The 18,600-nt window shown below is 60.2% G+C and carries 15 protein-coding genes; all 15 read right to left on the minus strand.

Translation table 11 applies throughout. From position 1 onward, the window contains the following. Window positions 1-26: 26 nt before the first annotated feature. The 15 genes from AB1805_02600 to AB1805_02670 all read right to left on the minus strand — a co-directional run bounded on the left by AB1805_02600 (window position 27) and on the right by AB1805_02670 (window position 18,409). Window positions 27-3,194 carry an efflux RND transporter permease subunit gene (locus AB1805_02600; GenBank protein MEW5744322.1) on the minus strand — a complete coding sequence of 1,056 codons (3,168 nt, stop codon included), beginning with the start codon at window positions 3,192-3,194 and terminating at the stop codon, window positions 27-29. 53 nt (window positions 3,195-3,247) lie between these two features. Then, complete coding sequence (locus tag AB1805_02605) at window positions 3,248-4,441, minus strand: efflux RND transporter periplasmic adaptor subunit (GenBank protein ID MEW5744323.1); 1,194 nt, start codon at window positions 4,439-4,441, stop codon at window positions 3,248-3,250. A 78-nt stretch (window positions 4,442-4,519) separates the two neighbouring features. Further along, window positions 4,520-5,131 carry a TetR/AcrR family transcriptional regulator gene (locus tag AB1805_02610; GenBank protein MEW5744324.1) on the minus strand — a complete coding sequence of 204 codons (612 nt, stop codon included), beginning with the start codon at window positions 5,129-5,131 and terminating at the stop codon, window positions 4,520-4,522. Window positions 5,132-5,357: 226 nt separating this feature from the next. Beyond that, a complete protein-coding gene (locus AB1805_02615) occupies window positions 5,358-6,359 on the minus strand; it encodes a 4Fe-4S binding protein (GenBank protein MEW5744325.1) in 1,002 nt (333 codons plus the stop codon). A gap of 325 nt (window positions 6,360-6,684) precedes the next feature. Beyond that, window positions 6,685-7,422 carry a sulfite exporter TauE/SafE family protein gene (locus AB1805_02620; GenBank protein ID MEW5744326.1) on the minus strand — a complete coding sequence of 246 codons (738 nt, stop codon included), beginning with the start codon at window positions 7,420-7,422 and terminating at the stop codon, window positions 6,685-6,687. A gap of 48 nt (window positions 7,423-7,470) precedes the next feature. Then, entirely contained in the window at window positions 7,471-8,817 is a 1,347-nt protein-coding gene (locus tag AB1805_02625) for a hypothetical protein (GenBank protein MEW5744327.1), read from the minus strand. 75 nt (window positions 8,818-8,892) lie between these two features. Beyond that, window positions 8,893-9,582: a response regulator transcription factor gene (locus AB1805_02630; protein ID MEW5744328.1), complete on the minus strand. Its 690-nt coding sequence runs from the start codon at window positions 9,580-9,582 to the stop codon at window positions 8,893-8,895. Then, entirely contained in the window at window positions 9,575-11,401 is a 1,827-nt protein-coding gene (locus AB1805_02635) for an ATP-binding protein (GenBank protein ID MEW5744329.1), read from the minus strand. The genes AB1805_02630 and AB1805_02635 overlap by 8 nt, the downstream gene beginning before the upstream one ends. A 47-nt stretch (window positions 11,402-11,448) precedes the next feature. Continuing rightward, window positions 11,449-12,198 (minus strand): cytochrome b/b6 domain-containing protein, encoded by a 750-nt coding sequence (locus tag AB1805_02640; GenBank protein MEW5744330.1) that lies wholly within the window; start codon window positions 12,196-12,198, stop codon window positions 11,449-11,451. Between the two features lie 13 nt (window positions 12,199-12,211). Further along, window positions 12,212-13,600, minus strand: coding sequence for a cytochrome c3 family protein (locus tag AB1805_02645; protein ID MEW5744331.1), 1,389 nt, complete (start codon window positions 13,598-13,600; stop codon window positions 12,212-12,214). An 80-nt stretch (window positions 13,601-13,680) separates the two neighbouring features. Then, a complete protein-coding gene (locus tag AB1805_02650) occupies window positions 13,681-14,052 on the minus strand; it encodes a hypothetical protein (protein MEW5744332.1) in 372 nt (123 codons plus the stop codon). A gap of 145 nt (window positions 14,053-14,197) precedes the next feature. Then, on the minus strand, window positions 14,198-14,797 hold the full coding sequence (locus tag AB1805_02655) for a hypothetical protein (GenBank protein MEW5744333.1): 600 nt from the start codon (window positions 14,795-14,797) through the stop codon (window positions 14,198-14,200). 22 nt (window positions 14,798-14,819) lie between these two features. Further along, a complete protein-coding gene (locus tag AB1805_02660) occupies window positions 14,820-15,851 on the minus strand; it encodes a M56 family metallopeptidase (protein MEW5744334.1) in 1,032 nt (343 codons plus the stop codon). 49 nt (window positions 15,852-15,900) lie between these two features. Continuing rightward, window positions 15,901-18,078: a glycoside hydrolase family 57 protein gene (locus AB1805_02665; protein MEW5744335.1), complete on the minus strand. Its 2,178-nt coding sequence runs from the start codon at window positions 18,076-18,078 to the stop codon at window positions 15,901-15,903. Beyond that, on the minus strand, window positions 18,068-18,409 hold the full coding sequence (locus AB1805_02670) for a septum formation initiator family protein (protein MEW5744336.1): 342 nt from the start codon (window positions 18,407-18,409) through the stop codon (window positions 18,068-18,070). Before AB1805_02670 ends, AB1805_02665 begins: the two co-directional genes overlap by 11 nt. Between the last annotated feature and the right edge of the window lie 191 nt (window positions 18,410-18,600).

Consider the following 18,600-nt stretch of genomic DNA (forward strand, 5'->3'; position numbering starts at 1 on the left):
TGTCTGCTATAAATCTTTGTTTCATATTACTGTCCCTCCGCAGCAGCGGCAACAGCGGGCGCTGCTGCGTGCGCTTTATGTTTTTTCCGGCCGAACAGCCGCGACACCATCACGAAGAAGAAGGGAATGAAGATCAGGTCAATGAAGGTGGCCGAGAGCAGTCCGCCGGTGACGGCGGTCCCGATGGCGTTCTGGGCTGCGGCCCCGGCTCCCTTGGTAAGAGCCAGCGGCAGGGTGCCGAAGAAGAAGGCCAGCGAGGTCATGATGACCGGACGAAGCCTGATCCTCACCGCTGCCAGGGTCGCCTCGACCAGCTCATGCCCCTGGTGCAGCTGCTCCTTGATGAACTGGATGATCAGGATGGCGTTCTTGGTCGAAAGACCCACGGTGGTGAGCAGGCCGATCTGGAGATAGATATCGTTGGGCAGCACCCGCAGGGTAACCGCCGTGACCGCTCCCACCAGGCCCAGCGGCAGCATCAGCAGGTTCACGAAGGGAATGGTCCAGCTCTCGTACAACGCCGCTACAGCGAGAAACACTACCAGGAGCGAAATGGCGTAGAGGGCCGGAGCCTGGGCGCCGGCGTTCTTCTCCTCATACGAGAGGCCGGTCCATTCGTAACCGATGCCGGGCGGCAGCTGGGCAGCCATCTTCTCCATCTCGGCCATCGCCTCGCCGGTGCTTACCCCCGGCGCCGCCTGGCCCATGATCTCCATCGACGGCATGCCGTTGTACCGCTCCAGGCGCGGCGAGCCGTATTCCCAGCGCGCCGTCGAAAAAGCGGAGAAGGGGACCATCTCGCCGCGGCTGTTGCGGACATACCACCTGCCGATATCCTCCGGCAGCATCCGGTACTTCGCGTCGGACTGGACATAGACCTTCTTGACCCTTCCGTTTTCGATGAAGTCGTTGACATAGGAGCTGCCCCAGGCAGTGGCAAGTACCTCGTTGACAGAGGAGAGCGAGACCCCCAGCGCCCCTGCCCGCACATCGTCGATAGCGAGCTTGAACTGGGGGGAGTCGTCCTGTCCGTTGGGTCGCACCGCGATCAGCTTGGGATTCTTCATCGCCATCCCGAGCAGCTGGTTGCGGGCCTCCATCAGCTTCTCGTGCCCCAGGCCGCCGCGGTCCTGGAGCTGGAAGTCGAAGCCGTTGGCCTGCCCCAGCTCCACGACTGCCGGCGGTGAGAAAGCGAACGCCAGGCCGTCCTTGATTCTCGAGAAGGCGGCCATGGCCCGGCCTGCAACAGCCGGCGCTTTCAGGTCAGGGCTCTTGCGCAGCTTCCAGTCCTTGAGCTTGATGAACGCCAGCCCCATGTTCTGGCCGCGACCGGCAAAGCTGAACCCGGCCACGGTGATGAGTGAATCGACCGCTTCGGTTTCCCGCTCCAGGAAATGGCGTTCTATCTGCTCGATCACCTTCAGGGTCCGCTCCTGGGTGGCGCCGGCAGGCAGCTGCACCTGGGCGATGATGAACCCCTGGTCCTCATCCGGCAGGAAGGCGGTGGGGAGCCGCAGGAAAAAGAACGCCATGGCTGCGACAATAGCGCCGTACACCGCCAGGTAGCGCACCGGCTTGCCGAACGACCGGCTCACAATGCCCTCATACTGCGCTCTCCTGCGGTCGAACCACCGGTTGAACCGCAGGAAGAATCCCCTGAACCAGCCGCTCTCTCCCGCTACGTGCCCTTTCTCCACCGGCTTGAGCAGGGTGGCGCAGAGGGCCGGAGTCAGGATCATCGCGACCAGCACCGACAGGATCATTGCGGAGATGATGGTAACGGAGAACTGGCGGTAGATCACGCCGGTCGATCCGCCGAAAAAGGCCATCGGCAGGAAGACCGCCGCCAGCACCGTGGCGATGCCCCAGAGGGCGCTGGTGATCTGCCCCATCGACTTGATGGTCGCCTCCCGCGGCGATAACCCCTCCTCGGACATGATCCGCTCCACGTTCTCGACAACGACGATAGCGTCGTCCACGAGCAGGCCGATCACGATCACGAGGGCGAACATGGTCAGGGTGTTGATCGAAAAGCCTCCTGCTGCCAGCACCCCCATGGTGCCGAGGAGCACTACCGGCACGGCGATAGTGGGGATCAGGGTGGCCCGGATGTTCTGCAGGAAGAGGAACATGATGATGAAGACCAGGAAGACCGCCTCGATCAGGGTATGCGTCACCTCTTCGAGGGATATCTTGACGAACGGCGTCGTGTCGTAGGGGTAGACCACCTTCACGCCGGCGGGGAAGAACCGGGAGAGCTCATCCATCTTTGCCTTGATCCGCTCGGCGGTATCCAGCGCATTGGCGCCGGCCGCGAGCCTGAGCGCCATGCCGGCCACCGGTTTCCCTTTGTAGCGGGCCTGCACATCGTAGTTCTCGGTGCCGATCCTGCTCTCCGCCACGTCCCGCAGCCGTACCGTCGAACCGTCGCTGTTCGTACGCAGGATTATGGCATCGAACTGCTCCGGCGTCTGGAGCAGGGTCCGGGCGTTAATGGTGGCGTTCAGCTGCTGTCCCTGGGGCGCCGGGGTGCCGCCGAACTGGCCGGCGGAGACCTGGGCATTCTGGGCCTGGAGCGCAGCGATAACGTCGTGGGGCGTCAGTTTGTAATTGCGCAGCTTATCGGGGTTCAGCCAGATACGCATGGCGTTCTGGGAGCCGAAGACCGTCAGCTCGCCGACCCCCTCGACCCTGCTGATGATGTCCTGGACGTTGGCCACCATGTAGTCGGTCAGCTGGTAGCGGCTCATGGAACCGTCTTCCGAGACGAGCCCGACGATCAGCAGGAAGTTCCTGGTCGACTTGACGACCTGGACTCCCTGCCGCTGCACGACCTGGGGCAGGAGCGGCAGCGCAAGCTGGAGCTTGTTCTGTACCTGCACCTGGGCTATGTTCGGGTCGGTGCCGGCCTTGAAGGTCAGGTTGATCGCCACCGCCCCGGCAGAGTCGCTGGTGGAGGACATATAGATCAGGTTGTCGATCCCGTTCATCTTCTGCTCTACGATCTGAGTGACGGTATCCTGCACGGTCTGGGCCGACGCACCCGGATAGACGGCATTGATAGAGATCTGGGGCGGCGCAATCGGCGGATACTGGGAGACCGGCAGGGTCTTGATCGCCAGCAGACCGGCCAGCATGACCATGATGGCGATCACCCAGGCGAAGATGGGACGGTTTATGAAGAATCTGGACATGAATATCTCCTTTGAAAGTCGTCTGACGTGTCCGACTTGTCAGACATGTCCGATTATTTGTTTGCTTCTGCCGGGCTGCCGAACGGCACGGCCCTGACCGGCGTTCCGGGGCGTGCCTTCTGGAGTCCTTCGAGGATGACGCGGTCGCCCGCTTTCAGCCCTTCGCTGACCAGCCAGCTGTCGCCGACGGTCCGGACGACCTTGATGATCCGCGGCTCCACTTTTTCTTCCGCTCCCACCACCATCACCATGGCGTTGCCTGCCGGGTTGCGGGTGACTCCTCTCTGCGGAACGAGTATCGCCTGCTCGCTGATCCCTTCCTCCAGGATAGCGCGGACGAACATGCCCGGCAGCAGCGTCTGCTTCGGGTTCGGGAAGATAGCCCGCAGCGTAATGGAGCCGGTGCTCTGGTCCACCGTCACCTCGGAAAACTTCAGGGTGCCCGGCAGGGGATACGGGCTGCCGTCTTCGAGCAGCAGCTTTACCCGCGCCTGCGCCGGCCCGTTGCTCTTCAGCAGGCCGCTCGCCAGGTTCTGCTTCAGGCGGAGCAGCTCGGCGCTCGACTGCGTGACATCTACATACATGGAGCTGAGCTGTTGAATGGTGGCGAGCGCAGCAGGCTGGCTGGCGGTCACCAGGGCGCCGTTCGTCACCGACGAACGGCCGATCCGTCCGGAGATGGGGGCGGTCACCTTGGTGTATGCCAGGTTGATTCTCGCTGTTTCGAGCGCTGCCTTGCCGGCCTCGACATCCGCCTCGGCCTGCTTGAGCGCAGCGCTCGCATCGTCGTAGTCCTGCTGGCTGACTGCGTTGATCGTGACGAGCTCCTGATAACGCTCGGCCTTGAGCCGGGCGGGGACGAGATTGGCTTTGGCCTTGGCGAGCGCGGCCTTTGCGCTGTTGCAGGCTGCCTGGTAGGAGGCAGGGTCGATTTGGTAGAGCACCTCGCCTGCCTTGACATCAGCGCCCTCGGTAAACAGGCGCTTCTGGATGATGCCGCCGACCTGCGGCCGCACCTCGGCAACGAGATGGGCGGACGTGCGGCCGGCGAGCTCGGTGGTGAGCGCCACGCGCTGCGGCTGCACCACGATCACCCCCACTTCAGGTACCATGGCCGGCGCCTTTCCGGCTGCGGCATTCTGCTTTCCGCAACCGGCCGCAACAAGGGATCCGGCAAGCATTCCAATGACCGCCAGGGCTCCGGATAATGTAAGTATCCCGGTCTTGCTCCCGGCCTGCCTGTACATCGCGATAAATGACATGGTTGATTCCTCCGAGCTTTTATGTAAATCGTGAATGGCGAACGATACGGACCGGGTAAAGATTCATTTCCGGTACCCTCTCAATAATCCGTCGACCAGCGTATGGGCGAGCACGTTCCGGTCGGCCCAGGGGAAACTTTTCCTGTAGGTTGTCATCATTATCAGACCGTGAGTCGCTACGCTGAGCACCTGCGTCAGAACATCTACATCCATCTCCCGAAGCCTTCCCGTTTCGACGCAATGCCGCACTATTTCCCTGAATGCGAGAAAGGAGTTCCGCGCCATCGACTCCTTTTCCATGAATTCTCCCTGCGTGCCGTACACATCCGGGCTCGTGAAGAAAAACACTTTATATTGATTCGGATTGGTGAAGCCGAACTCCATGAAGTAGAGCAGGGCCTGGCGAAGGGTCTCGAGAGGATCGCGGTACTGCGCCCTGACAGCGTTCAGGTTGGAAAAAAACTGCTCGGCAACCTCCTCGCAAATAGCGAACAGCAGAGCATCCTTGTCCTTGAAGTAAAGATAGATGGTGGTCGGCGAATACTCTATTTTCTCCGCGAGCTTGCGCATGGAGAACTTTTCGTAGCCTTCGTTCATGAAAAGCTCCCGCGCTGCATCGAGAATCTCCCGGCGGAACTCTTCCTTGTATTTTGCTCTTTTTTCCTTGACCCCCATCAGCTCTCCTTAACCGTGGTATGTTAGATTAACACTGTTAAGTTAATATTTCAGAACGCTTTCTGTCAACCCGAGCTTGATGAGACAGGGCTGGATAGGTAGAGAGATTGTAACCGGGTAGAGGTTATTTACAAGACCATTCTCAGTAGTCAACGGGGGAGGCATGGCAGGTGAGCGAACATACGGTGCCTCGCTCAACTCCCCCTGCTCATTCAGTTCAGACGCTCTAAGGGTGTTCGAGACGATCGAGAAAGGGGAGGAGCTGCATCAGCTCCCCGGGAGAGACCGACGAATGCCAGGCGCCGGTGAGATGGGCGAGCGCTATAGCGCCGAAGAAAAGGACCACCACTGCCGCAGCCATATACCCGGGACGGAGAACCCGGCGGCGCGGCACGCCTGCATCCAGCGCACCCGGCGCCGGGCAGGCGCTGACGCAAGTAAGGCAGCCGGTGCACTCCGGCGACCGTACCGTCTCCTTGGAAGCGACCGGAAGCAGGGAGGGGCAGCTCCGCGTACACGAGCCGCACTGTATGCAGCGCGCGGGCGTTCTCCGGATTTTGACGGGGCTCAGGGTGCTCAGGAGTCCGAGCAGGCCGCCATAGGGGCAGAGATAGCGGCACCAGAAGTTCCTGTAGACGAACGACAGGCCGAAGAGGATCACCAGCGTAACCTGGGTCGTGAGCGACATGTCGGTGAAGAAGCGCAGCAGCTTGATATCCGCAACCTTCCAGTAAGGGGTACTGAGGAACATCCCGATCTGGAAAGGGGACATCGTGAGAAGAATGACATAGAGGAAAAACAGCATGAGGACATACTTCAGCGATCTCAGCGGATAATCGATGTAGCGGTGGAGGGCGAAGTTCCTGCCGAAGATGCGGCTCCCTGCTTTTCCCACTGCCTCGGAGAGCGTGCCTACCGGACAGATCCAGCTGCAGAAGGACTTCTTCAACAGCACGGCGAGCAGCAGGGCGGCGATGAAGAGGACGAGCGCCGCAGGGTGTACCGGATCGAAGATGCCTTCGGTAATCCAGAGCTTGAAAGCCATGAGGGCGCCGATAGGCATGAAGCCTTCGACCGAAGGCGACCGCGAGACCGAAGGGAGCATTCCCTGCTCCAGGGCGCGGACGAAAAAGAAGAAGCTCACCCCGCCGTAGAGGGTCATGGCGAAGACGGTCCACTGAACGGCATAGCGCATCGTCCTTATATAAGAGCGGTCGATCTTTTCCATACTGGTCCTATTCTACGCCAAAGACGTAATAAAAAATTTGATCTAGGTCAAATAGGAGATTCCAACGATTACTTTATAGATACGAGAGGGGGGGCATACTCGAAACCTTTACAAATGCAACGGTGGATCATCAGTATGCCCTTACGGCGATAGGATCATTGGTTGTTTCATCTCCCCCTGTGGTCACCTTGAGTCCACTCACGCTCAAACAACCTCCCGGGTTACTATCGCTCCAGGGCATGTTCAGCGGTGTTGCATGGTAAAGCTTCCGAGTATACCCCCCCTCTCGTATTGCCCGTTTCGTATCGCTCCCGAACTGCACGTCCTACTTTGCTATTCCTGAATATCTCAGTCCGAGCCAGGTGAGGATGATGGCAAAGATATATTTCAGATAGAGCTCCGGCAGGACGTTCGCCGCGGTGCCGCCGAGATAGCTCCCGACAACCGCGCCTGCGCTGAGGCCGAGGACCATATCGGTGCGGACATTGCCGAGCCTGTAGTGTGTCAACGCTCCCGAAACACCGACCGGGACCATGGCCAGGAGCGAGCTCCCCTGCGCGAGATGCTGCCCCATGCCGGCGAAGAGCACCATGGCGGGGATCATGACCGTGCCGCCGCCCACGCCCATCATTCCCGAGAGGAAGCCGGTCCCGGCGCCGGTGAGGAGCAGGACAGCCGTCCTCGCCCCGAAGGCGAGCTCCTGGCTCTTTCCGGGGAGGTATGCTTTGACGATGATGAGCACCGAGACCGCGATGAGAAAAGCGCCGAAGGCCTTTTTGAGTTTTTTTTCGGGAAGGGAGTGGGCGTAATGGGCGCCGAAGCGCGCCGTAGCGGTTGCGCTCAGGGCGAGGATCGCCGAAGCCTGCCAGTCTACGGCGTGGTGGAAAAGATAGGCGATTGCGCCGGCGAGCCCGGTAAATACCACTGCTACGAGGCTCGTGCCGTGCGCCTGATGCTGCGTCAGCTTTCCGATCGAGATCATGAGGGGGATCATCACCACCCCTCCGCCGAGACCGACGAGGCCGCCGAAAAAGCCGCCGAGAAGACCGATAAAAAAACTCATAGGGTTAAGCTCCGAATTCAAATAACAAATCCCGGACTCAAAACCGTATTATTCATCACCTGTTTGAAATTCGGAATTTGGTGTTTGGAATGTACCGGACAGGATGTCCTTAACGGTGCTGAGCGCTTCCTTTTTCGTGGTTACCGCGCCCTCTGCTACCATGTCTTCTATTGTACCGAGTATCTCCTTGAAAAGGGGCGAGGGAGCGAGATGAAAGACCTGTATGAGGTCGTCGCCGGTAATGAGGGGCAGAAGGCGCATCCGGGGGAGGAGCTCCTCGTGATAGCTCCTGAGGAGCGACCGGCAGAAGGCCTGAAATCCATGGTCCGAAGCGGGGTCCTCTCCTGCCGCTCCGGCCCCGGCGAGGGAGAGCACGAGGAGAGGATAGAGGTGTTCCCTATGTCTCTTGATGAAGAGGAGAACAGAACGGTCGCTGTGATCGCCTCCCCGGTACAGCAACTCGATATCCCGCCGGTGCGCGCTTACGGCATGGATGAATTCTCTTTCCCGCACTGATAATTTCAGCTGCACGGCGGCAGCGAGCGCCTCGTCGGGCCGGGGGAAGAGGGCGGCGAGCTTGGTCCCTGTCCTTCGCTCGTCAGCGGCAAAATATTCTCTGACAGGCTTCTCGTACCCGGGGAAGGAGGCGCCCGGGTCGTTCAGGATATCCTCTGCCTTGCCGTAAGCCATGAGGATGCTGTCGGACCGTTCCGGTGACAGCGCCGGGAAGAGCGAGGAGAGGAGCCCGTCCTGCATCATGGCAGTGACCGCCGGCGAGGAACGCCCGGCCCCGAGCATCGCCCGGAGCTCCTCGGCGATCCTTTCTGCCGCGACCGTGGTGATAAGGCCGGCGAGCTTGTTGACGCTCTGCCGCGTCGCCGGGTCGATAGAGAACCCGAGGACTGCAGCGAAGCGGTAGACGCGGAGGAGCCGCAGGGGATCCTTGCGCAAGTTCTCCTCGGCAATCATGCGGATGATCCTGTCGGCGAGGTCGCGCCTCCCCTTGCAGGGATCGATGATCTCCTGCAGGGCGTAGCTCGTGACGCGCAGCGCAGCGAGGCTCGTGAGCGGCAATGCCATGGCATTGATCGTCAGGTCCCGCTCCGCGAGATCGGTGTAGATCGAGCCTCCCCGGAGCGCGGCGATATCGACGCAGTGATCACCCTTTACCACACGCGCCGTGGCAAAATGCTCGTCGAGGAGAACAAAGGCAGCGCCGATCGTATCGGCAAATTTTCTGGCGAGGGCCACTGCATCGCCTTTGACCGCGATATCGAGGTCCTTTACCTCGGTATTCAGGAGGACATCTCGTACCGCCCCGCCTACGACAAAGGAGACCTCGGCGCACTGTTCGCGGTAGGCGAAGTTGAGAAACAGATAGGAGAGGGTGTTCATCCGGTCCCTCGGTTCATCTCGATGCGGCTCTCTGGTGCGCTGTCTTCATGGCGGGGGTACGTGTACCTTGTTTCCCTATGACGTTTCGGACGGCAGGGGAGGGGACTGGAGGTCGATCTTGATGATCCCCTTCTGGATCGCGAACTTGAGGAGATCGGCGCGGCTGTGGAGGTTCAGCTTCTCGAAGATGTTCGTCTGGTGGGCGATCACCGTCTTGGCGCTGATATTGAGCAGCCCGGCGACTTCCTTGTGAGTCAGGCCCTCGGCGATCAGCTTCAGCACCTGCTTTTCGCGGTCGCTCAGCTTCTCGTAGGGGTCCTCGATCGAGGGCCGCTTTTCGGCATTGAGATACCCGGCAACGACTTCAGCGGCGATGGAGGAGAAGAGATAGCACTCGCCGCGGGAGACGGCCCTGATCGCCGCGACGAGCTCGTTCCCCACCGCCTTCTTGAGCAGGTAGCCCGAGACCCCGGCTTTGAGAAAGCGGGCGACGTATTCCCTGTCGTCGTACTGCGTGAGGACGAGGATCTTTACATCGGGATCGAACTTCTTTATCTCGACGGTCGCCTCGAGGCCGCCGAGCCTCGGCATCGAGATGTCCATCAGGACGACGTTGGGCCTGTACTGTTTGCACTTTTCGATCGCCTCGATACCGTCGGCCGCCTCGGCGACCACTTCGATATCATCGCATATCTTGAGGAAAGCGGCGATTCCCTCGCGCACCAGCGCGTGATCATCGGCGACCAGCACCGTTATTTTAGACATGTTCTTCCTCCTCGGCCTTGATCTTCAGGGGAACTGTAACGGATATTCTCGTGCCCTGTCCAGGGGTGGAGCATATGGTAAGCCTGCCGTCGAGCAGCGCTGCACGCTCCTTCATCCCCAGGATTCCGAGCCCGCGGATCCCGGTGGGGGACTGTTTCGTCGCTTCCTGCACGTCGAAGCCGTCGCCGTCGTCTTCGATGTCGATCGAGACGGAGCGGTGACCGGTCTTTAGCGCGATAAATACATTCTGGGCATTCGCGTGGCGCGCGATATTCGTGATCGACTCCTGGATGATCCTGAACAGTGTGATCTCGATCATCGGGTCGAAACGCATCTCCCCGGGGTGATCGATCGTGATGAAGTGGGCGATCCCCTTTTCTTTCAAATGCCGGTTCACGAGCCACATGATCGCCGCATGGAGCCCCAGGTCGTCGAGGGTCGTGGGGCGGAGGTTCTGGATGATGTGGTGCATGTCGTCGATGATCTTGACTACGATGTCCCTCATATCGTCGATCCTCTCGGTATTGAGGCTCTTCCCGGTCGCCTTGCAGATGTCGAGATTGATCAGGAACGCGGAAACGTCCTGGAGCACCTCGTCATGGAGCTCGCGCGCTATACGCTTGCGTTCATCCTCCTCCGAGGAGATGATCTTCTTGAGCAGGCTTTCGACCTTGAGCTGGCTCTCGCGGATCTGCCGGGTGCGCAGGGCGACGCGCTGCTCGAGCTCGAGGTTGTGCTTCTGTATGCTGTCGAGAGAGAGGGCGAGCTCGGCTCTCATGACGTCGAAGCTCTTGCTGAGCAGGAGCATCTCGTCGCTGCCCACATTGCCCACGGGCTTCGAGAGGTCGCCGTTGGCGATGCGGTTGGTCTCCTCTATGAGGGCCTTGAGCGGCCGTACGATCCTCCTGCTCGCCCCGACCGCGAACAGCACGGAGCTGGCGATGAAGGCGAGGATCAGTCCTATCGAAAGCCGGCGCAGCTTTGTCGCGGGGGCGAAGACATGGTCGTCCGCCTGTCCCACGATAACGCCCCAGGGCGCGGATTTGAGCGGGGCGAAGGCGAGCAGGTCGAGATGCTTCTCCGTTTCATCGGGGTGGGAATACCCGTGGCCGCATTCCCTGATGCCCGCTCTGCCCTCCTGGATCATCTTGCCGAGCACCCGCCCGTGGTCGTGATGCCGGAGGAGGCGGGCGGGGGTGTCCGACGCCAGGACGATCTCGTTCGAATCGATGACCTCTATATAGCTGTCCTTTTCGATGTTGATCGTCTGGAGGAGCTGGTTGATGAGGGGATTGGTGGGATTCAGCATGCCGCCCGCGATGCCGACGATGTCACCCCCTTTATCCCTGAGGGGGGTCATCATGAAGATGATCTGCTTTTTTACGGGTTCTATGGTATAAACGTTGGAAATGACCGGTCTGCCTTTTTCGAGGACCTGGTTCACATAGGGGATATAGGCGAGGTTCCCGGCGGAAGCGACGCGCGGGGGATAGACCAGCAGCTCGTTGCCGTGGCGGTCGAGGAGGAAGACCCCGTCGGCGAAGAGAGAATAGCGGTAGGCTGTCTCGAGGGCCCGCCTCTCGGGCTCCCAGTCGTCGTCCTTCAGGTCGACCTTGCCGGAAAGCGATACGTCGAAGAGCCGGTTGAGATTGTTGTGGAGAAAGACCTCGAGGTAGTCGGCGATGATCCTCGCCAGGGTAATACGGTCTTTCAGGGAGCGCTCGATGCTCTCGTTTATGGTGAGATAACTTATGATCCCCAGCGTCGCCGATATGATGATGACGTTGAGGATGATGGCAACCAGGATTTTTCTCTGCATTAAGCGTTATTCCCTGCTTAAACCATACCTCCTGGCTCCTCCGGCTGTCAAGTCGCCGTGCCCGCCTCCGCTCCTCCCTTTTCCGCAGCCGGCAGGGCCGGGGAGGCCGGCGTTCCGAACCGCCGCTCGTACTCGAGGGGATGCTCGTGCATCATCCGTTTCCTGGTAATTTTTCCCGTGAACATCACCGTATCGATGGGAAAGACCTCCGGGCTGAATATGGCGTTGTAGATATGCCAGGTGATGATAACGAGAAAGGCGAGCAGCGCCTCGTTCGTATGGAGCGCCTTGGAGACGGGAATGAGTACGCCGGGCAGGAAGCTCGTCACGGTTATCGGGAACCAGAGCGCCAGGCCGGTGGTGATCATGAGCACCCCGCCGATGACGACGCCCCAGTACTCGAACTTCTGTTTGTAATCGAAGCGGTCGCAGCGCGCCGGCGCGTCCGAGACCCCGAAGTAGTAGCGGAGGTTGTCGACGGCATCGGTGAAGTCCTTTTTGTGGATGACCATCGAGGGCTGCCACCGCAGGAAGAGCACGCCGAAGCAGGCGGCGAGGATATGCTGGAGGGTCAGCACGGTGAGGAAGAGGCCCGTCAGGCGGTGGATGAGCCTCGTCGCGTCGATGCCCCCGAGAAACATGATAACGGCCTGCGACGTCTCATAGTCGTGGAATTTCTGGGAAAGCCCCGTTATCGCCAGGATGGTGAACGCCGCTGCATTGAACCAGTGCTCGAACAGGCGGTAGGGATGGAATCGCCTGACAGCGGCGTTGTTGTCGACCCCGTTTATATCCATGAATGCCTCCTCTCTATTTATTGACGGCATAGCGCCATATATGCAGCAGGATCTGGAGCAGCAGCCCGATGATCATGAAGGGGATAAAGATCTTGTACCCTGCATTTATGAGATAGACGAGCGGCGCCTTTTTCAGATCCGGCTCGTAGTGCGATATCCAGCTGTCGGGAAAGTTGTGTGTCGCGTCCTGGTGGCATTTCTGGCAGCGCCTGGCAAGGTTTGCCTTGATCGTTGCGGCGTCAGCACCGCGCGTGCTGGTGATGTCGTGGATGCCGTGGCAGTCGGTGCAGACCGCGATGGAGCGCGCGCTCGCCTTTTTCCGGTAGAACTTCAGGGTCACGCCATGGAAGTCCTGGAGATAGCTGTCGACGACCGAGGTGGAGAGTCCGTACTTCTTCATGATCTCCTTGTTTTCATGGCATTTGCCGCAGAGCTGCGGCACCGTGTTCCGGAAGTCCGCGGTGCGGGGGTCGCTGATGTCGTGGGCCTTATGGCAGTCCGAGCAGATGGGCACATCCTCGTTGTGTTCGGATATCAGCGCGCCGCCGTGGACGCTCTGTACATACTGGCCGTAGATCGCTCCGTGGCACTGCTGGCATTTTCTCGCGTTCGCCAGCTTCTCCCTTCTCCCCGAGAGGACCGAATGGGCGCCGTGGCAATCGGTGCAGACCGGCGCACTGAGGTTTCCCTGGGCGAGGAGATTGAAATGGATGCTCTCGAGGGTCTTCGAATATTTATCGAAATGGCAGCGCCTGCAGCTCTCCGACAGGGCGATGGACATATCCCGTTTGCTCCTGAAGGCCCGGACCGGGTGCTCCTCCGAGGAGAACCCGAAGTGGCAGTCGGAGCAGCTCAGGTCCTTGTGGATCGACTGGTTGAGTATCTTCTCGTCGATCTGTATGGATTGTCTGGTCCCGTCTTTGAACGTCATATGGGCCTCGACCGCGTGGCAGTTCAGGCATAAGCGGTTGCCCTGCGTCATTTCACGGGCCCGGCGGACGTTATGGGCGCCGTGGCAGTCGGTGCAGACGGTACCCTTGGGAGATTTCTTTATGAGCTTTGCATGGATTTCGGTCTTGTGCGAGGTATGGCACTTCGTGCATGTTCTTGCAGCAAGGATATGGTACTGCTCTCGTGTCTTGAACACCCTTCGCGGATGGTCGCCGGCGGCAAAATCGTGGCACTGGGTGCAGCCGAGGATGGCATGGACCGAGCGTTTGATGTCACCCGGCTGAACCTTTACCGAGACTTTCTCTCCGCTCTCGAAGAGCATGAACCGCTCCTGGTCATGGCAGCCCATGCAGACACGGTCCTCCTCTGATAATCCCTGCATAGCCCAGCCGGGCGCTGAAAGGCATACAACCGCCAGTGCTGCCAGTATGCATAGAAGCCGCTTTTTCATTACTGCCTCCCTGATTATGCTGGTAATGAAGGGACCCGGGTGATGAGCGGCGGCGCCGGGCCCCTCATTGCCCAAGAGCGCTACTGCCCGGCCTTGCCCTCCCCATCCTTCTTCTCCTTATCGTTTTTCTTTGCTTTCCTGCCGCCGAAATAGGCCTCCAGGGGCCTCCAGCCGAAGTGGGCTGCACCGGCCACCCGGCGGGCTGTCCCGGTCACTGCCTTCTCGGTCACCATCTTTACGATCGCCGCAATACCTATGAAGGGCAGAAACACCGCGTAGACAAGCCCCAGCAGGGGCGCTGCAAGCAGGATCACCAGGGGGTGCGCCCGGTAGTAGGTCGTGGCGCGGTCTCCGGGAAGGATCATGCCTTCGGTGGCGATGACGCGCTCTCCGGTGCCGAAGTTCCAGTAGCTTCCTCTCTTTGCCCTCTCTCCGCCTCTGCTCCGTAACATGGTACACCTCCTTGTGGCTGCCGTGGTTTGTATTCGCTCCTGTTTCATTTTTCCCTCTTTTCCTTCCTCTTCTTGTCTAAAGCATAGCATTGCCGCGGCCCGCCCAACAATTGGCAAAACTTCCTATTTGAGCAGAAAAAATGTCCTATTCAGGGGCAGAGAGCGCCGACAAGGACAGTAAGGACGATGCCGACTGCTCTTCCGGCGAAGAAGCCCCGGGGATCATGCTGCGCGCGATCCGTATAAGCTCCCTCTCCTGGCCCTTGAGGGTAACGGAAAGATGGTACTCTCCCTCGGTCCAGGACACCCGGTAGCAGGGGATACGTCCGTCACAGAGGCCGGTGACGAGCGTCCCCTCCCGATCCTTTATGGCAAGAGGGCTCCTGTGAAGCACTGTTCCCATCACGATGGCGGTATCGGGATACCCTTCTGCCCCGGCGCTGATCTGCTGGATAACCATCCCGATATCGCGGGAATCACGGCTGCGGAAATGCATGATGACCGCAATAAAGGGGCTGCGCTGCGCTATCAGGGCCGAGGGCGGCCACGACAGGTTCTGGGGAAAGTAGGCGGGAACGTATACGGTCTTGATCTTGAGCGCCGACTTTACCTCTTCAATGGTCGTGTAGTGCCTCAGCATCCCTTTCTGGACCGCGCTGGGGAGCCAGTTGAGGAGCTTCAGGACGGCGAGCAGCGCTGCAAGGGTTATGGCGAAGTAGAGCAGGCCGAGCGATTTTCTCTTCATTCCCTTCTCCCGTGTCACTCCTTCATACTATAAAATAGTTGATCGCCGCGATGGCTGTAAAGGTCGCGGCAAAGGGAAACCATCTGCCGCCGCGCGGCTCTGCCTGCCACTGCTCGAGCCGCGCGACCCTGCTCTGTATATGCACGGCATGGCTGTAGTTCTCGAGCGCCTCTCTTACCGGGACCCTCTTCTCCGGTCCCGTGCTCTCGGACCGTCCGCAGTCCAGGTAGAGCTTCTTCAGCGTTGCGGCCAGCACTCCGGGCTTTCTGGTCATGGATGCCGCCATGTCGTCGCAGATCTTCTCCTCCTCCTGGACGATTCTCCGGAATTCGAGCAGTATCACGGGATTGAAAAACAGCAATACACGCACGAGAAACACGAGGACCAGCAGGGGCCGGCGGTTTCTCACGACATGGGCGACCTCGTGGGCCACGACCACCTCCCGCTCTTCAGGAGAGAGCGCTGCAATAATCCCCCGGGAGATATAGACGGCGGCGTGCTTGCCGGTGGTCGAGAAGAGGACAAGCTCATCGCTCTCGACGAGCTCGATAGGAGGCGCCTCTTCTTCGAGGCTCATCGAAAGCGGGCCGGGGGTGAGCCCGCCGGCAGGGGCGGTCAGGCGGGTCTCTCCGGCGGGGTCCGCTCTTTCACTGCCGGAGCTCCGGGCGGCGCCGGGCCGCCGGGTGACGAAGGTATGGTGGATGATCGGGAGCAGCTCCTGAAAGAGAAACAGCAGGGTGGTGACCGAAACGACGAGGAGGAGCAGGAGACTCAGCGGGATCGTCCCCCAGAGCTCGAGGCCGAGCCACCGGCTGCTGTCGAAGAGGGCGCCGAGCCTGAACGAGAGCGAGCCGCGCCCGGGGTCCGCCCATTGATAAAGAGGAAAGAGGACGAGCGGCAGCAGCACCACCAGGAAGCGGAACCGCTGCCGCGTCAGGGGGTCACGGATGTTCCACGCCTGGAGCGCCCGGTCGACAACAAGGGCGGCTACCAGGGCATGGACAAACGACTGAACGATGTACATGCCGGGATAGGACGCGAAAAAGGAAGTCATGCTTCTCATAGTACATTGTACTCTATATCTCGTGTTGCGCTCTTCTGTCCTAGTACCACATGATCGACTCGTAGTGCGGGGAGGGGACCGTAACCGCGATGTATCCTCTCCAGGGAGAGCGTTCGACCTCCTCTCCGTTGCGCAGGATATCTACGGCGAACTGTATCTCGTCATTCTCCGCTGCCGTAAGGACCGAAAAGGGGATTTCCATCTCGACGATGTCCTCTGCCGCCACAGCGGTGAGGTGCTCCCTGGTGACCCAGCTGTCGCCGGTCTTCTCCTGCACGAGGGCTTTCTGCTGCGGGCCGTGGAGGTCGAATACGATCCGGCAGAGGTGCGGGCGGACGATGTCGAGCCGGACGGTCATCTGCTCGTGGACCTCGCTGAAGGGGAGTACCGGATCGATGCGCAGGTAAAGGTTATCCTTATTGAAGCCGTAATAGAGTGCCGCAATGAAGCTCTCCGAGCGGTGCATGCTGCCGCCCGACCGCTTCACCTCCATGCGGGCAGCCTGGTGCCACTCGAAGTAGCTCGTCACGAGCCCGTCCATCTTCGGATGGATGAACCCCCGTATCCGCACCGCGGGCTCGATCTGCCGGTCCTCGCGCAGTATGGGGATGTGGAGGTGCGGCGGCGCTTCTTTCCCCATGACGGTGTATGCCTTGATCAGGCTGCTCCTGAAGAGCTCGTCGAACTCCTCGGCCGTCTCGGTCGAGTGGTCGTCGCCGTACCACCAGTTCCAGTCGCTGCCCTCGGCAGCATAAATTGCCTCCCATGCCTCGCTCAGGTCCCGGTCGGGAAAGGACTTCTGGAGCTCTTCGAGGTCGTCCCTCGTCTCTGCAAGGTAGTCCCAGGCGAGGTTGTCCTCCTCGTGGCCGATCCAGACGCCGAAGTTGGCGTATATCCATGAGCCAGCATGCAGTTTCGGCAGCTCCCTGCCGCTGCCGTGCTCAGCGAGGAACTCGGAAAAGGTGACGGTCTTGAAGCGGCGGTCGCTGCTCAGCGCCCGATAGAGTCCCCGCAGGAAATCGTGGCCGTCGTTGCCGTAGTGCTCCCATGCATTCTCTCCGTCCAGGATGATCGGGACGATATGCGGCCCGCTGCCGGCCAGGCTGTTCCTGATCTGGGCGAGCTTGTCGATGAAATCCCCTGCCGCCTGTTCCGGGCTCCATCCGGAGTAGGTGAAGCCGATCAGGTCGGAGAGGCGGTGATCCCTGAAAAAAAGGGCGACCTCGCCGAAGCGGTGGGGCTGGTAGAGCGTCGGGGCATCGAGGAGCTCGCCCTGCGGTCCCCTGAGCGGCCGTTCCAGCGAGCGGGCGAGCACCTCTTCGTCGGTCGCTGTCCAGCGTATCCCTTCGGCTGCCATGATCCCGAGCACCTCCTCGCTGACCGAGCCCTCAGAGGGCCACATGCCTGCCGGCCTGCGGCCGAAAGTGCTCTCGAAGAAGGCGAGCGCCCTCCGTATCTGCTCCCGCGCGTCCTCGGGATGCGCGAACCGCCGCCGCGGCAGCTGTACCTGGGGCATGGCGATGCGCGCACTATCCGTGTCGCAGAGCAGCGGGAGGATGGGGTGGTAAAAGGGAGTTACCGAGAGCTCGATCTGCCCCGCCTCGCTCATCTTCCGGTATTCGGGAATAATCTCCTTCAGGATTGCAAACTGCTTTTCGATAACGAGGTGCTTCTCCTCTTCGGTGAAGTCCCTCTCCTTGCGGACGAGCCCGCTGAGAAAGGGATCGCTGTCTCTGAAGGAGGGATCGATCCAGGCGAGGTTGAAGAGCACCTGGAGGTCCCTGATATCATGCTCCTTGAAGTAGCGCGACGCCCGCAGGATGTCTCCCTTGGTGACCCGGAAGCCGCGCATGACGAGCAGCTCGTAGTAGCGGGGGAAAGGCTTGATCATCGTATCCCAGTTTGCGAGAAAGAAGTTCTCGAGGACGAAGAGCCGTTCCTCCTCGGTAAGATCGACGGGATGCCGCCGTGTCAGCTCCAGATGGCGGTCGGCAGCGCCGTTGTCGAGGTAGTCCTTCAACTGGTCGAGCAGCGAAGGGACCACGTTGAAGGTCTGGCGGAGCGTCGGAAAGTCGGCGAGGTCCCTGACCATGTCGAGGTAGTCCTTGACGCCATGCAGCCTGACCCAGGGGAGACGGAACATGCCGGTTGCGGGGTCTTTGTAGTACGGCTGGTGCATATGCCAGAGGAAGGCGATATGCAGGGGGCTATCTGCCATCTTGCTTGAACTGGAATATATACTCGTCGGGCCTGGCGAGGCCGTACTCCTCGCGGGCGTGCTTCTCGATGTAGAAGCGGTCCTCTTTCAGCGCGGTGACGTGGCGCTGCAGGCTCCTGTTTTCTTCCTCGAGCGTGGTGATCTCTTTTTCGAGCGCGCGCTTTGTTCTCTTGAGCTCGGCATACTTAATGAATCCCATATCGCCGAAGAGGAGCGCCCCGCCGAGATAGAGGATGCCGGCGCCGGTGAGCATGAAGAAGAGGATGTTCCGCTTCCTCCGTTCGACCGATACCTGCTGCCTCAGATTTTTCGGCTTGGCCCGTTTCCTCATGGTTGCATACACACCCTAGTTATCGTGAAATCGCGCAGATGAATGATCGCGATATGTTATACCACGGCGGTACTATAAAATCAATGGTGGAGCTTTGGCGGCGGAAGAGGTGGGAGCAGGGATACCAGGGAAGGGGACCGGGGGAGTCTTTTTTCATCAAGAGTGTCTGGGTTCTCCAGGGCGCAGGTTGC

The organism is Nitrospirota bacterium (genome assembly GCA_040752355.1).
In the GTDB taxonomy this organism is placed as follows: domain Bacteria; phylum Nitrospirota; class Thermodesulfovibrionia; order Thermodesulfovibrionales; family Dissulfurispiraceae; genus JBFMCP01.